At 33.8% G+C, this 14,597-nt stretch carries 15 protein-coding genes; 5 read left to right on the forward strand and 10 right to left on the reverse strand.

Features of this window, described 5'->3' with window-relative positions; genetic code table 11:
- Positions 1-22: 22 nt before the first annotated feature.
- The 10 genes from AC1DY0_RS08740 to AC1DY0_RS08785 form a co-directional block, all read right to left on the reverse strand.
- The gene (locus AC1DY0_RS08740; RefSeq protein WP_477188223.1) at positions 23-733 is read right to left on the reverse strand and encodes an NRDE family protein; all 711 of its coding nucleotides are present in this window, start codon (positions 731-733) and stop codon (positions 23-25) included.
- Positions 721-1,209, reverse strand: a complete 489-nt coding sequence (locus AC1DY0_RS08745; RefSeq protein ID WP_477188224.1) for a DinB family protein — start codon at positions 1,207-1,209, stop codon at positions 721-723. The genes AC1DY0_RS08740 and AC1DY0_RS08745 overlap by 13 nt, the downstream gene beginning before the upstream one ends.
- Before the next feature lies 1 nt (position 1,210).
- Complete coding sequence (locus AC1DY0_RS08750) at positions 1,211-1,600, reverse strand: DoxX family protein (RefSeq protein ID WP_477188225.1); 390 nt, start codon at positions 1,598-1,600, stop codon at positions 1,211-1,213.
- A 97-nt stretch (positions 1,601-1,697) separates the two neighbouring features.
- Positions 1,698-2,159: a YHS domain-containing (seleno)protein gene (locus tag AC1DY0_RS08755; protein ID WP_477188226.1), complete on the reverse strand. Its 462-nt coding sequence runs from the start codon at positions 2,157-2,159 to the stop codon at positions 1,698-1,700.
- Positions 2,160-2,261: 102 nt separating this feature from the next.
- Positions 2,262-3,143, reverse strand: a complete 882-nt coding sequence (locus AC1DY0_RS08760; protein ID WP_477188227.1) for a helix-turn-helix domain-containing protein — start codon at positions 3,141-3,143, stop codon at positions 2,262-2,264.
- Positions 3,144-3,167: 24 nt separating this feature from the next.
- A complete protein-coding gene (locus AC1DY0_RS08765) occupies positions 3,168-3,797 on the reverse strand; it encodes a pyridoxamine 5'-phosphate oxidase family protein (RefSeq protein ID WP_477188228.1) in 630 nt (209 codons plus the stop codon).
- A gap of 6 nt (positions 3,798-3,803) precedes the next feature.
- Entirely contained in the window at positions 3,804-4,217 is a 414-nt protein-coding gene (locus AC1DY0_RS08770) for a nuclear transport factor 2 family protein (protein ID WP_477188229.1), read from the reverse strand.
- A gap of 82 nt (positions 4,218-4,299) precedes the next feature.
- Positions 4,300-4,836 carry a carboxymuconolactone decarboxylase family protein gene (locus AC1DY0_RS08775; RefSeq protein WP_477188230.1) on the reverse strand — a complete coding sequence of 179 codons (537 nt, stop codon included), beginning with the start codon at positions 4,834-4,836 and terminating at the stop codon, positions 4,300-4,302.
- 115 nt (positions 4,837-4,951) lie between these two features.
- Positions 4,952-5,629 carry a Crp/Fnr family transcriptional regulator gene (locus AC1DY0_RS08780; RefSeq protein WP_477188231.1) on the reverse strand — a complete coding sequence of 226 codons (678 nt, stop codon included), beginning with the start codon at positions 5,627-5,629 and terminating at the stop codon, positions 4,952-4,954.
- 127 nt (positions 5,630-5,756) lie between these two features.
- On the reverse strand, positions 5,757-6,896 hold the full coding sequence (locus AC1DY0_RS08785; protein ID WP_477188232.1) for an acyl-CoA dehydrogenase family protein: 1,140 nt from the start codon (positions 6,894-6,896) through the stop codon (positions 5,757-5,759).
- 96 nt (positions 6,897-6,992) lie between these two features.
- Between AC1DY0_RS08785 and AC1DY0_RS08790 the strand changes: the two genes are divergently transcribed.
- The 5 genes from AC1DY0_RS08790 to bglX all read left to right on the forward strand — a co-directional run bounded on the left by AC1DY0_RS08790 (position 6,993) and on the right by bglX (position 14,398).
- The gene (locus AC1DY0_RS08790; RefSeq protein ID WP_477188233.1) at positions 6,993-8,057 is read left to right on the forward strand and encodes an anhydro-N-acetylmuramic acid kinase; all 1,065 of its coding nucleotides are present in this window, start codon (positions 6,993-6,995) and stop codon (positions 8,055-8,057) included.
- A 267-nt stretch (positions 8,058-8,324) separates the two neighbouring features.
- On the forward strand, positions 8,325-8,900 hold the full coding sequence (locus tag AC1DY0_RS08795) for a chalcone isomerase family protein (RefSeq protein ID WP_477188234.1): 576 nt from the start codon (positions 8,325-8,327) through the stop codon (positions 8,898-8,900).
- 260 nt (positions 8,901-9,160) lie between these two features.
- Positions 9,161-10,387, forward strand: a complete 1,227-nt coding sequence (locus tag AC1DY0_RS08800) for a Glu/Leu/Phe/Val dehydrogenase dimerization domain-containing protein (RefSeq protein ID WP_477188235.1) — start codon at positions 9,161-9,163, stop codon at positions 10,385-10,387.
- 659 nt (positions 10,388-11,046) lie between these two features.
- On the forward strand, positions 11,047-11,967 hold the full coding sequence (locus AC1DY0_RS08805; RefSeq protein WP_477188236.1) for a glycoside hydrolase family 16 protein: 921 nt from the start codon (positions 11,047-11,049) through the stop codon (positions 11,965-11,967).
- A 136-nt stretch (positions 11,968-12,103) separates the two neighbouring features.
- Positions 12,104-14,398 carry a beta-glucosidase BglX gene (gene bglX, locus AC1DY0_RS08810; protein WP_477188237.1) on the forward strand — a complete coding sequence of 765 codons (2,295 nt, stop codon included), beginning with the start codon at positions 12,104-12,106 and terminating at the stop codon, positions 14,396-14,398.
- Positions 14,399-14,597: the final 199 nt, after the last annotated feature.

Genomic DNA, 14,597 nt, shown 5'->3' on the forward strand with positions numbered 1-14,597 from the left:
GTTTTAAACTTTGGCAAAGCTATTAAATGGTAATAAAAGTTTTGGAATATTCTTTTTCTGAGATCAAGTCCAAATGATGAATCATCACTTTATTTTTCTCGATAACCGATTGAGTAATACTCAATGTTTTCATTTCATTGTTTCGATTTATAACCAAACCGTCTTCATTGTTATCTGCTTCGGTATACCTATGAAAATGAAGCATTTTAGCGTCTGTCATTTCAGGATTTGAGTCCAAAAAAGTGTAAAACCAACTCGCCCGCTGTTCCTGAATCTCTTGTGAATACAAGGTTGATGAAGACCAAACATAATTTTTATCAATCTCTAAATCTACTGTTGATTTTTCGACTCCATTCCAACGTAATTGAAAAAGTTGCTTATCCTGAAACAAAACTAAGGTAAAAGGCTCGATATTTTCTAAATTAATTTCATTCCAAAACTCCTTTGGCGAAGTACTGCTAATCATTTCGAGAACAATTTGACCTCGGCTTTTGCGATAAGGCAATTGCACTTTGTGTTTTTCGTCGGCTCCGTTTAATAAAACCAAAACCGTTCCGTTCTCGTCAACTACATACCAAGTTCCTCCTGCTTTGGAGTCTTTTGGATAAATAATATTTTTTCCATTCAAGGTGTAGTTCTTTGGCGGAATTGCACCTGGTCTAATTATTTTTTCATCTCGATTGGAAGTAATGATAACTTTATCATTGGAACAAACAAAACTTACTGTACACATTGTTTTCTATATTCAATTGTAGAACGAGCCACTCCAAAATTATCATCAACAACTACATTTCCACATTTCAAAATCGCCACTTTAATCAAAGCTTGATGATGAATGCAATGTTCTAAATTGTATAATAATTCTCGATAATAATTACTTTTTATATTGACCGAATTACCATCAATTATTTGTTGCAATTCGAGATTTTTATTGTCCTTTGAAATGCTGTTTTTGATATCCAAAATCATTTGAATAGCAAAATTAGTATTAGTCTCAATCAATCCATTCCTTTCTCTTTTATCGTAATTCACAATTCCTGAATCATAATTTCGATTCAAGCACTGAAACATTTCAATAATATGTCGGGTATGTTCTCCAATACTGGAGCTACTTAATTCAAAACAAGATTTTGAATATTCCTCTTGAGACAATTGATTGAGTAATCCAATCAATTCATCAAGGCTATTGTTTATAGATGGAATTAGCATATTATAGTTTCAATTTTAAGAGGTTGATAATTTTACTTTTATTCCCATAAATCAATGCAATACAACAAAGAAAGGTAATTATTGCTAAAACAAATAACTCTCCTCCATCATTTTTCACTTCGATTCCCAACACAAAAAGATGTGAAAAAATGGCTCCAATCATTACTCCTGCTCCCATTAATGCACCCAACAAAGTAGTACGGGGAATCAAAATTAAAATAGCAGCGATTAATTCGGCTATTCCTGACCCAATTCTACCATACGGTTCTATTCCTAAAGTAGAGAAAATATAAACACTTTCTTCAGCCCCTGTAAATTTAAAATACAACGTTTGCAATAAAATAATTGCAGCGGTTAGCCGAAATAACCATTGTACAATTGATCCTTTCATATGTAGACAATATTAGTTTTTTTTTATTGGAATATGGAATTCGCACATCTTCATTAGTTTTTCGACCAATTTACAGTCATGCTCATTTCATGATTTCTTATTTTATAAATTTCTTCCAATTGACATCAGCTTTTCCCTTCAAGCTGATTTCATCTTTGTTCCAACTTTTCAAAGTATTGTTGAAATAAGCATTATAAAACAAATACAATTTTCCATCAATAATTTTGAAAGTCTCAGGATTGATTTCGACTTTTTCACCAGCACTCCCCATAGCGTAGGCACACCAACCTCCATATTGTGGTTCGAAGGAAGCAGGGCTTTTTAAAAAAATTTCTTTATTTGCGGCAGAAGAAAATTGATAAATCACTCCATCGTAAGTAGCAAAAATTTCTTTTTTGCCTTTCATTGCTTTATTTTGTTTAAAATAAGACACAGCATCGTAGCCTTGAATGGCAACTTTTTTTTCCAAATTATATTCGGATAGTTTTTTGGGTGAACTTTGCGCGAATGTTGCTGAGAATCCAAAAACAACCAACAGCAGTACAATTACTCTTTTCATGATAACTTTTTTTTAGTTTATCGATTTTGATACTACAAATTTATAGTAGTAATAAAAAGCAAAATGTCAGGTAGTTTACATTGGGGGTAAAATTTCTCTAAATCAACTGACTGCCTTGGCAAAGCCAACCGTGTCACGATACATTTGGGGAGAAACCTCCGCATTGGTTTTAAAGAAGCGACTAAAATAATGCTCATCATCATACCCGAGTTCATAGGCAATTTCCTTTACCGGTTTATTCGTTAAGTACAATTCCCTTTTGGCTTCGATAATAATACGTTCTGCAATTAAATTGGTCAACGTTTTATTGAAGTGATTTTTGGTGATTTTGGCTAAAGCTTTTGAAGAAATATTAAGTAAATCGGCATAATCACTKGCAGAATGTTTGGTTTTAAAATTTTGTTCAATGAAATTTTTTAAATTTTGAAGAATAAATGGCGCTGTATTTTCTTCTATTGGAACAAACTCTTTTGGCTGTTGTTCTTTTTTTAATCTAGAGGCGGTAATGAGAAAAATTTTCAAATAGGATATCAACAACTCATATTGTGCCAGTGCTGGGTTCTGCATTTCAATCTTCATTTGTTCCAAAACCATATTGAATGTGGCTCTAGTCCCTTCATCAATAAACACATATGGTGGTTCATAAATATTATTGAACAAAACCCCATTACAAGCTACTTCATCGTGGTGTTTCATAATGCAAAAAAAATCGGGATGAAAATGAATCACTTTCCCCTCGATGTCATCAGTGGATGACAACATAAAAGGCTGATATGGCGCAAAAGCTAATAATTGGTCTTTTGTAAAATCATATTCTGAAAAATCTACTTTTACTTTACCTTCCCCTTTTTGAATCCAAATTAATGAATAATAATTCAATCGCTGAATGTGATCAAAACAAGATAAGCTTTCAAAAGAAAAAAGTTTGAAAGCTAAATTTCCGTTTTGTGGATTGACTAAAGTAAACGTGGATTGATCTATCATACTATTCTATTTTTATGAACAAATTTAGTTTAAACCAGATTCTTTTAGTCTGCTTTTAAGATTTTCTATTTCTTCTTCTAATTTTGAAATGTATTGAAACTTTGGTTCAAAAGCAATTTGTATTTCTTCCAAAGTAAACCGTTGTATGATATGCTGAGGGCAATTCCAGTCAAAGGCTTCAATATGAAAAAGCATCATTCGCTCTGGACGAAACTCATATTCACCTAAATCGAGTTTAGACAGTAATTCTGGATTGTCCTTGAGTTCAATAATTTCTGCTTTGGCTAAAATTTTCAGTCTCGCCCTTGCCGGATAATCCATCATTATTAGCGCTACATTATTGTTGGTTGCAAAATTCCCAACCGATATGTATTGTTTGTTTCCTGAAAAATCAATGAAACCAATAGTGTTTTTATCTAAGACTTTCACAAACCCTTTGGGTCCGCCTCGATGTTGTATATAAGGAAAGTTTTTTTCTCCAATAGATGCCAAATAAAAACTATCCCGATTGCTTATAAAACTCATTTCGTTTTGGGATAAACCGTCAATAATATTGAACTTTTCCATTCGTTCATAACCTTTTCGACTACCATATTTTTCTTGTAGCGCTTTGACAGCATCCGTAAAAGCTATTTCTGCAAAATTTTTAGCCATGAGAAATTATTTAAATTTTCTGTCTTTTTCGTCTATTGGCAAATCATTGATACTGGCAAAACGTTTGCGCATCAAACCATTTTCATCAAACTCCCAGTTTTCATTTCCGTAGGCACGAAACCATTGTCCTGCTTGATTTCGGTATTCATATTCAAAACGAACTGCCATTCGATTTTCACGAAAACCCCATAACTCTTTTTTTAGCTTATAGTCGAGTTCTTTTTCCCATTTGCGTTTTAAAAATTCTTTTACGGCATCACGACCATTAATAAAATCCGTTCTATTACGCCATTCCGTATCAATAGTATATGACAAAGCAATGCGTTCTGGGTCTTTACTATTCCAGGCATCTTCGGCCAATTGCACTTTTTGCAAAGCAGTTTCCATATTAAATGGAGGAAGTGGATGTCTTTGTTCCATGATAATTAAATTTGATTAAATATAATGCAAACCAATTCATATTGAATTGGTTTGTATTATATTTAGTTTAAAAAAACATAAATTATAAAGATGGTGCCAAAGGAAAATCAACTGGCACTTGTGTTAAATTGTGCAAAAAGTTCATCGCAGTTTTGTCACTTATCAGGAGTATCAAATCAACTAAATTTTCATTGGTATAACCTTGAGCAAAAAAAGCGTCAACTAAATCAGAATTAGCGTTTCCTCTAGTCTGTGTAATTTCGCCAGCAAGTTGAACCAATGCATTTAATTTTGCATCCGTAGCTTTACCTCTTCGGAAATCTAATAATTGCTCATCTGTAAAACCATTCATTTTCCCAATAACAGTATGGGCACTTTGGCAATACGTACAATTATTAACTTGACTTACGATTAAATTTACAGCTTCTTTTTCTTTATTGGATAAAGAAGTTTTAGCATTTTGATAGGCTAAATATTTTTCTAACCCATTTTTTGAATACGCTATAGTAGCGTATAAGTTTGGAACAAATCCTAATGCTTTTTGTAGGTTGTCAAAAATTACTTGATTGTTTTCTGAAACTTCTGATCTTGTTGGAACTGAAAATGTTGTAGTTGTCATCTTATTTATTTTTAAAATTGCTTGTCTTAATTGACATTACAAAGATGCGACAGCTTTAAAAGTTATAAAATGGATAATAAACGCAAGGTGATGGACGATTTTCCCTCTTCAAAAACTATAATTTAGTAATATCCTCAATGATAATTTCTTTACGATTGTAATATAACAATCCATTAGTTTCCATTTCATTTAGCAATTGAGTAGCTGTTTGTCTGGACGTACAAATAATTTGAGCCATATCATTTTGGGTTAGATAGTTTTCAATAACAACTCTATTTTCGGTTCGTTTTCCCTCTCTTTCGGCCCAATCTTTTAGAAATTGATACAATCGAGTTTTAGCATCTTTCGAAATTAAATTAGCATAACTGTTTTTAATGCGTTTCATTTTTAACCCAACAAACTTGGTATAAGATAATGCCAAACTAGGATTATGAAGCAATAGATTTTCAAAATCAGATAATAGAAAACTACAGATAATGATTTCATCCGTCAAAGCTTTCGCATATTCATTTGAATTCACATCGTTTTCCAAGGTCAATTCACCAAACAAATCTCCTTTTTGAATAATGTCTTTGATAGTCTCATTTCCGTCTTCATCGACAGCAACAATTTTGATATTCCCTTTTTTGAGCAAAAAAACTCTAGGAACATCCGAAGAAGAAAAATAGATAATCTCTCCTTTTTTGGCTTTTTTAAAACCTGTAATGATACACAATTGCTTAATTTGTGACATACTCAATGTCCAAAATAATTTGTGATCTCGAAGGTACCAATATTTTAATTCGTCGTACATAACAATTTATAAATGTGTTGCCAATTCATGTAAAAATAAACAAAGTCTTGTTCAAAAAATACATCCTTAAATAAAAAATCCAAACTCGAAATTCAAGTTTGGATTTATATATTGAGTAAAAAATCAATTATGCAATTAAGGTTCTTGAAATTACAATACGTTGAATTTCCGAAGTACCTTCATAAATTTGAGTAATTTTCGCATCACGCATCATACGCTCTACATGATACTCGGCTACATAACCGTTTCCACCGTGAATTTGTACGGCTTCGATCGTAGTATCCATCGCAGTTTGAGAGGCGAATAATTTAGCCATTGCACCAGATTGAGAAATATCCATTCCTTGATCTTTTTGGTAAGCTGCATTAAAACACAACAATCTCGCAGCAGAAATTTGAGTCGCCATATCAGCCAATTTGAAAGCAATTGCCTGATGCTTGAAAATTTCTTTTCCAAAAGCTTTACGCTCTTGAGAATATTTCAAAGCCAATTCATAAGCACCTGTTGCAATTCCTAAAGCTTGTGAAGCAATACCGATACGTCCACCATTTAAAACAGACATAGCGAAATTGAATCCAAAACCATCGGCTCCAATTCTATTTTCTTTAGGTACTTTCACGTCATTAAACAATAAAGAATGTGTGTCAGAACCACGAATACCCATTTTCTTTTCTTTTGGACCGATATCAAACCCAGCCCAACCTTTTTCAACTATAAAAGCATTGATTCCTTTATGTCCTTTTTCTACATCAGTTTGGGCAATTACAATATATGTTGAAGCAGAAGCGCCATTGGTAATCCAGTTTTTGGTTCCATTCAATAAGTAATGGTCTCCTTTGTCAATCGCAGTCGTTTTTTGAGATGTTGCATCCGATCCGGCTTCTGGCTCTGATAAACAAAATGCTCCAATTACCTCTCCTTTGGCAAGTGGAACCAAATATTTCATTTTTTGTTCTTCATTACAATATTTTTCTAATCCTGCACAAACCAATGAATTATTCACAGACATAATAACAGCTGCCGAAGCATCAATTTTGGCAATTTCGGTAATAGCCAGAACATAAGAAACGCTATCTAGACCTGAACCACCATATTTGGGATCAACCATCATTCCCAAAAATCCAAGTTCGGCCATTTTTTTGACCTGTTCTGTAGGAAATTTGGAGTGTTCATCTCTTTCTATTACTCCTTCCAACAATTCAGTTTGAGCAAAATCTCGCGCTGCTTGCTGAATCATTAATTGTTCTTCGGTTAGATTAAAATCCATAATAATGTAAAATAAAAATTGGTTTTTGTTTTAAAAATGTGGTCAAAGGTACTTTTTAATTATGAAATTTTCAATTTTGAATCGTAAATTTGGCCTATGAAAAAAGATTACTATAACGTTATCGGAGTGATGTCAGGAACTTCGCTAGATGGAGTCGATTTGGCTCATATTCAATTCCAAATAAAAGATAGTAAATGGGTATTCGAAATACTTGAATGCGAAACTATTTCTTATGATTCAAGTTGGGTTTCTGTTTTAAAAACAGCAGTAGATTATAGTGAAAACCAACTATTGGAATTGAACAAAAACTACACTCAACTGTTGGCGTCCATCATTGCCGATTTTATAAAAAAACATACCATTGAAAATTTAGATGCAGTTTGTTCGCATGGACACACCATTTTGCATCAGCCTCAAAATGGATTTACACTGCAAATTGGGAATTTGCCCGAAATTGCAAAACTGACACAACAAAAAGTAGTTTGCGATTTTAGAGTGCAAGATGTTCAATTGGGAGGGCAAGGAGCTCCATTGGTACCCATTGGAGATCGTATACTATTTTCCGAATATGATTATTGCATGAATCTTGGCGGCTTTTCAAATGTATCTTTTGAAGATAATAATACCAGAATAGCATTTGACATTTCAGCCGTAAATACGGTTCTTAATTTTTATGCCAATCAATTGGGACTGGACTATGATGACAAAGGTCAAATTTCCCGAACCGGTAATTGCAACGTTGATTTACTAAATGAATTGAACGCCTTAGATTTTTATAAAAAAAAGCATCCTAAATCATTGGGTTTTGAATTTGTAAAAGAAGTTATTTTACCCATAATCGAGAGTTATCCTATATCTATTGAAGACAAATTACATACCTACACTGAACATATTGCCTTCCAAATAGCATTGGCTTTGCCAAAGAAAAAAGGAAATATGCTAACTACCGGAGGAGGTGCCTACAATGATTTCCTAATCGAAAGAATTCAATTTCATCTGCCACAAATGGATGTTATCATTCCATCAAAAAAAATTCTGGAATTCAAAGAAGCTTTAATTTTTGCACTATTGGGTGTTCTAAAAATGCGAGAAGAAGTTAATGCACTTCAGAGTGTAACGGGTGCAAAATACGATCACAGCTCTGGAGTAATTTACAATTGATAAAAACATATTGAATGGTTATTGAAAAAAACTGATCTTGCATTTACAAATCTGTTCTTTTTAAGAAATACTCCCCTCATGAAATCAATTTAAGGTATTTTTCCACTTTTAATGTAAGCGATTATTTACTAGAAGATTACGTTTTTATAGGAATTAGTTAACTACAACGTAATAATATGCGTATTTAGCAAAATAATCCCACTTAAGCATTAAGTTTGTGATAATTTAGCATTATTTTTGCTTGAATTTTACAAAACCCCCATGATTATGAAAAAGATATTATTGATAATAACATTAGTTATTTCTACCTTGTTCTCTGAGGCAAATGCTCAACAACAAATCGTATTTGAAGGCGTAACTATTCCAAGAACAATTACATTTGAAAACAAAACATTACAACTGAATGGTGCAGGATCTAGATCAAAAATGTGGGTCGAAGTATATATTCAAGCTTTGTATTTGAGCCAACTAACCCAAAATCCAAAAGAAATCATTAATGACAACTTAGAAATGTCTATTCGTATTGAAATTACTTCTGCATTAGTTTCTTCGGGTAAATTGACCAGAGCATTAAATGCTGGATTCGAAAAATCTGCCGGAACCGATTTCAATACTTTAAAACCAAAAATGGAATTGCTAAAAAGTTACTTAGCAGAAGAAATCAAAAGAGGAGATGTTTTTGAATTAACATATAATCCAATTGACAGTTCTGTTTGGGTTACAAAAAACGGAACACTAAAAGGAAAAGTTCCTGGATTTGATTTCAAAAAAGTATTTTTCGGTATTTGGTTGGGTGACAATCCAGTAGATCAAGATTTAAAAAATAGTTTATTAGGAGTATAATAAACACTATTTATCATTTCAAAAAAAATTTAAATACCACATTTATAAATGAGCATGACTTAATATTGGTTGCCAATACCAATATTATCATGCTCATTCTCTTTTAAAAAGAGCCAAAATATAGAAATGCTTTTATATCTATTGAGGATATAAAAGCATTTTTTTATTAGCAATATTCAAAGGCAAAAAAAAATATATCAAATACATATTTCTCATAAAACCTTTTATATATTTGTCAAAAATAAATATATCACAATAATATGAAAGATTTATTAAAGAAATTCGAAAATAAAGCTCCTGAAATCATTTTCAACTGGAAAGATTCTGAAACCGAAGCTGAAGGCTGGACCGTGATTAACTCTCTTCGTGGCGGTGCTGCGGGTGGTGGAACACGTATGAGAAAAGGACTTGATATGAATGAGGTTTTGTCATTGGCAAAAACCATGGAAGTGAAATTTTCGGTTTCTGGACCAGCGATTGGTGGTGCTAAATCTGGAATCAATTTTGACCCGAACGATCCCCGCAAAAAAGGAGTTTTACAACGTTGGTACAAAGCGGTTTCCCCATTATTGAAAAGTTATTACGGAACAGGTGGAGATTTGAACGTAGATGAAATACACGAAGTAATTCCAATGACCGAAGAATGTGGTGTTTGGCATCCGCAAGAAGGCGTTTTCAACGGACACTTCAAACCTACCGAAGCTGATAAAATCAATAGAATTGGGCAATTGCGTCAAGGTGTCATTAAAGTAATCGAAAACCCAAGATTCTCACCAGATGTAACTAGAAAATATACAATTGCCGATATGATTACCGGTTATGGTGTTGCCGAAGCGGTACGTCATTTCTACGATATTTATGGAGGTTCTGTAAAAGGAAAAAAAGCCATTGTACAAGGTTTTGGAAACGTAGGTTCTGCAGCAGCATTTTATTTAGCCGAAATGGGAGCTAAAATCATTGGTATCATTGACAGAGACGGTGGATTAATCAATGAAGAAGGTTTTACTTTTGAAGAAATAAAAACATTGTTCCTTGCCAAAGACGGAAATAAATTGATTGCCGATAATATGATTCCTTTTGAAGAAATCAACCAAAAAATCTGGACAATTGGTGCCGAAATATTTACTCCTTGTGCTGCTTCAAGATTGGTTGCCCAAAATCAAATTGATAGCTTAATCGCCAATGGATTGGAAGTAATCTCTTGTGGAGCCAACGTTCCTTTTGCTGATAAAGAAATTTTCTTTGGTTCAATCATGGAAGAAGTAGATCATAAAGTAAGCTTGATTCCTGATTTCATTTCGAATTGCGGAATGGCGAGAGTTTTTGCTTATTTCATGGAAAAGAAAGTTCAAATGACCGATGAAGCCATTTTCAATGACACTTCTGAAACGATCAAAAAAGCCATTGCAAAAGCTTATGACTTAAATAACTCTAAAACAAACATCAGTGCTACGGCATTTGAGATTGCCTTAAAGCAATTGACATAACAAAATACAATTTATTCAAAATCTCCAACACGGATTGAACGGCTTTAAAACTGTTTGATCCGTGTTTTTTTTACTCATAAGCCTAAGTTTGATTATTCAAATAATTTATTATTTATTGGATATCCTGCAAGTTTTTTTTCAACCTTGTAGGTATGAATACTGATGATAAGATACCTACAAGGTCCCGAAAAAGACCTTGCAGGAACATTAACTGACATTATTTATTTGTAAATAAGTTTTGTACTGTGTTAATTGAACTCAGGTTATAAAGGCTTCTTAATTAAACCCCGAATCTGCATTAGATTTCTAATGCAGATTCGGGGTTTGTTTTTTATTTAAAAAACTGCCAATTCGTACAATATCCCTAACCAGCAGCCAATTCAAATAAAAACAGCTTCTCCATACATCATTTATGATATATTATGCATCAAATTTGATACCCTGCTCTTTAGTATACCCCCTACTTTTATCAAAAATAATTTTGCTTTTTTTATGATAAGTCAGTAATGGTGAATACATATTCACCGCATATAAAATTTCAGAATACTACTGCTTAGAGAACACAATTCTTAATTATATAAAAACAGCTTGAACCAACAATTTAAATATCAAATTAATTATTCTATTAGAACCAAAAATTAACCATTTAAAAGAAAATCATGAAAAAATTAAGTTTAATTGCATGGGCACTAACTTGTGCATTTGGATGTACTTCCTGCTCTGATGATGTAACTCCTACATCAGAAAACCCATCGGCGAGTACAAATACAAATAGTACTACAGCCAAAGTAGCTTCATCTCCATGGGTGAAACAATTTGAAGATACGTTTAATGTAGGTTCTACCCTTTCGCAATGGACAAAAGCTCAACGTACTGATTATAATTCTAAATATTGCGATTATAACAGTTCAGTACCTACGATACAAACAAGAGACGGAAAAGGATGTCTAGAAATTAAGACCACAAAGTTGAGTGCAACTAAATATCAATCAGGTCTAATTAAGTCTAATTATCAATATAAACCAGAAAATAATACAGAGTACATGCTATCAGCCAATATTAAATTAATCGCTATGGACGGTGCCAATTACAAATCATTCACAGATACTTATGGGGCTTGGCCTGCTTTCTGGAGTGTTCAAGAAAATGCTTGGCCAGTTCAAGGTGAAATTGACATCATGGAAGGCTACTCTTTTGCTCCAAATGCTTCTCGTTTTACTTCTAATCTTTTTTATGGCACAGCTTCGGGCACAAACCAATTAGGAAACGCCGCCGAAAGAAGCTATCCAAGTGCATTCAACCTAAACGGGAATAATGGATGGCATTTGTATGAATCATTTTGGAGTACGAAAAACAATGTGGTAACGGTAACTATAAAATTAGATGGAGCGACTGTTTCAACCTATACTAATAGTAGCGTATCGAAACTTAATTTAAATAATTTTGGGCCGCATAATATCATTTTTAATTTGAATGTAGGATCAAACGACTCGAATTTTATAGATCCAAACAAAATAAATTTATTTACAACTGTTATGATGTGGGTAGATGATGTTACGGTATATAAAAGGCCAATCTAAATATTCATACAGTATAGATCCTTTTAAAGGAGTATACAGGCAATCGCTTAAAAAAACTTTTCAAATACTCGAGTCTGCAATAATCTGCGTGCAATATTCACCCAGATTTATACTTCAAAAAAATTAAACAAAAACAATGATACCTAAAAAAGCAATCCTAGTAGGGTTTTATACCTTATTAACAATTGGAACTATTAGCGCACAGAAAAAGCCACATTTAGACAAAACAAAACCAACAGAAGAACGCATAGATTTGCTAATGAAGCAGATGACCCTAGAAGAGAAAGTGGGACAAATGAATCAATACAATGGTTTTTGGGAAGTCACAGGGCCTGCGCCAAAAGGAGGAACTGCCGAATTAAAATACAAACATTTGCGTGACGGCTGGGTAGGCTCAATGCTGACTGTTCGTGGAGTAAAAGAGGTAAGAGCTGTTCAGAAAATTGCGGTCGAAGAAACTCGTTTGGGAATTCCATTGATTATAGGATTTGACGTGATTCACGGGTACAAAACATTAAGTCCAATCCCGCTGGCAGAAGCAGCAAGCTGGGACATGGAAGCTATAAAAAAATCAGCTCAAATAGCGGCGGATGAAGCCTCGGCTGTGGGGATTAACTGGACATTTGGGCCTAATGTTGATATTTCTAATGATGCGCGTTGGGGACGTGTAATGGAGGGAGCTGGAGAAGATCCGTATTTAGGAAGTAAAATTGCTGTGGCAAGAATAACTGGTTTTCAAGGAGATTCCAGAGCCGATTTAGCTAAAGTAAACACGATTGTGGCTTGTGCAAAACATTTTGCTGCCTACGGTTTTGCCGAGTCCGGTCGTGATTATAATACTGTAGACATTAGTAATTCTAAATTATACAACACGGTTTTACCACCGTTTAAAGCAGCTGCAGATGCGGGCGTTCGTACCTTCATGAACTCTTTTAATATCCTAAATGGTATTCCTGCAACTGGAAATTCTTTTTTACAAAGGGATATTCTAAAAGGAAAATGGAAATTTGACGGTTTTGTGGTTTCAGACTGGGCTTCAGTTCGTGAGATGATTGCACACGGATTTGCAAAAGATGGTGCAGAAGCAACACAAAAAGCAGTAAATGCAGGTTCTGACATGGATATGGAATCTCATCTATACGTAGAAGAGTTGGTCAATTTGGTAAAGAAAGGAAAAGTAAACGAAGCTTTGGTTGATGATGCCGTTCGTAGAATTTTGCGTGTAAAATTCGAATTAGGATTATTTGACGATCCGTATAGGTATTGTGACGAAAAACGGGAAAAGGCAACTATTGGAAACAAAGCCAATAACGACGGTGTTTTGGATATGGCCAAAAAATCGATTGTGTTGTTGAAGAATGAAAAGAATTTGCTTCCGCTAAAAAAGTCAGGACAAAAAATTGCTTTGATCGGGGCTTTGGCCAATGATAAAAACAGTCCATTGGGAAGTTGGAGAATTGCTTCAGATGACAATACTGCTGTTTCTGTCCTAGAAGGAATGCAACAATACAAAGACAATCAATTAACGTATGAAAAAGGAACTGATTTAACCGTTGGAAAAACTACTTTCTTAGACGAATTGGTTTTCAATACCACCGATACAAGCGGATTTGAAGCTGCCAAAAAAATAGCATCTAGTGCAGATGTGGTAATCATGGTTTTGGGAGAACACGGATTTCAATCTGGTGAAGCACGTAGTAGAACGAATCTAGATTTACCTGGAAACCAACAAGAATTATTAGAAGCAATTTATAAAGTAAATCCCAACATTGTACTGGTTTTAAATAATGGTAGACCTTTATCAATTCCCTGGGCAGCAACACATATCCCAACTATTGTTGAGGCTTGGCAACTAGGAACACAAACTGGAAACGCAGTTGCTCAAGTACTGTATGGAGATTATAATCCAAGCGGAAAACTGCCTATGTCTTTCCCGAGAAACGTGGGCCAATGTCCTATTTACTACAACAACTATAACACCGGAAGACCCACAGATGTAGATAAAAATGTATTTTGGTCACATTTTTCCGATGTAGAGAAAACACCGCAATTCCCTTTTGGTTTCGGATTGAGCTATACCACTTTTGAATATAAAAATCTAAAAATAAACAAAGCCGCTTTTGCAAAAGGAGAGCCTGTAGAAGTTTCTGTAGAAGTTACAAATTCTGGAAATTATGATGGAAAAGAAGTAGCACAATTGTATATTCAAGATGTTGCTGCTAGTTTAGCCAGACCCGTAAAAGAACTAAAAGGATTCGAATTAATCGATTTGAAAAAAGGAGAAACCAAGACAGTAACCTTTGTGCTAACTGATAAAGAACTAGGTTTTTTTGATAACGACGGAAACTATTTGGTAGAAACTGGTACTTTCAAAATTATGGTAGGAGGAAGCTCTGACAAAGGGCTAGAAAGTAGTTTTGAATTGCAATAGACATACCTTTATGAAATAATCCATTTGCCTATTCGAGTATAGTACTATTCACAATTAAGTGTTTAGTTTTTTTACTAAAAAACAACAAACGAATGGTTTAAAATATTTTTCGCCACACCCGATCGCAATCGAGAGTGGCGAAATTTTTCTTTGGCATTATCTGTTTTTTTTGATATAAATTGCATCGCTATTTAAACTC

The sequence above is a fragment of the Flavobacterium sp. P1_E4 genome, from assembly GCF_056405915.1.

What these genes read in the sequence shown, in the direction of transcription:
- AC1DY0_RS08800 (WP_477188235.1), top strand. Translation starts at nt 9,161, where the DNA reads ATGAAAGATTTATTAAAGAAATTCGAAAATAAAGCTCCTGAAATCATT.
- AC1DY0_RS08805 (WP_477188236.1), top strand. Translation starts at nt 11,047, where the DNA reads ATGAAAAAATTAAGTTTAATTGCATGGGCACTAACTTGTGCATTTGGA.
- AC1DY0_RS08740 (WP_477188223.1), bottom strand. Translation starts at nt 733, where the DNA reads ATGTGTACAGTAAGTTTTGTTTGTTCCAATGATAAAGTTATCATTACT.
- AC1DY0_RS08750 (WP_477188225.1), bottom strand. Translation starts at nt 1,600, where the DNA reads ATGAAAGGATCAATTGTACAATGGTTATTTCGGCTAACCGCTGCAATT.
- AC1DY0_RS08780 (WP_477188231.1), bottom strand. Translation starts at nt 5,629, where the DNA reads ATGTACGACGAATTAAAATATTGGTACCTTCGAGATCACAAATTATTT.
- AC1DY0_RS08765 (WP_477188228.1), bottom strand. Translation starts at nt 3,797, where the DNA reads ATGGCTAAAAATTTTGCAGAAATAGCTTTTACGGATGCTGTCAAAGCG.
- AC1DY0_RS08790 (WP_477188233.1), top strand. Translation starts at nt 6,993, where the DNA reads ATGAAAAAAGATTACTATAACGTTATCGGAGTGATGTCAGGAACTTCG.
- AC1DY0_RS08785 (WP_477188232.1), bottom strand. Translation starts at nt 6,896, where the DNA reads ATGGATTTTAATCTAACCGAAGAACAATTAATGATTCAGCAAGCAGCG.
- AC1DY0_RS08795 (WP_477188234.1), top strand. Translation starts at nt 8,325, where the DNA reads ATGAAAAAGATATTATTGATAATAACATTAGTTATTTCTACCTTGTTC.
- bglX (WP_477188237.1), top strand. Translation starts at nt 12,104, where the DNA reads ATGATACCTAAAAAAGCAATCCTAGTAGGGTTTTATACCTTATTAACA.
- AC1DY0_RS08745 (WP_477188224.1), bottom strand. Translation starts at nt 1,209, where the DNA reads ATGCTAATTCCATCTATAAACAATAGCCTTGATGAATTGATTGGATTA.
- AC1DY0_RS08755 (WP_477188226.1), bottom strand. Translation starts at nt 2,159, where the DNA reads ATGAAAAGAGTAATTGTACTGCTGTTGGTTGTTTTTGGATTCTCAGCA.
- AC1DY0_RS08775 (WP_477188230.1), bottom strand. Translation starts at nt 4,836, where the DNA reads ATGACAACTACAACATTTTCAGTTCCAACAAGATCAGAAGTTTCAGAA.
- AC1DY0_RS08770 (WP_477188229.1), bottom strand. Translation starts at nt 4,217, where the DNA reads ATGGAACAAAGACATCCACTTCCTCCATTTAATATGGAAACTGCTTTG.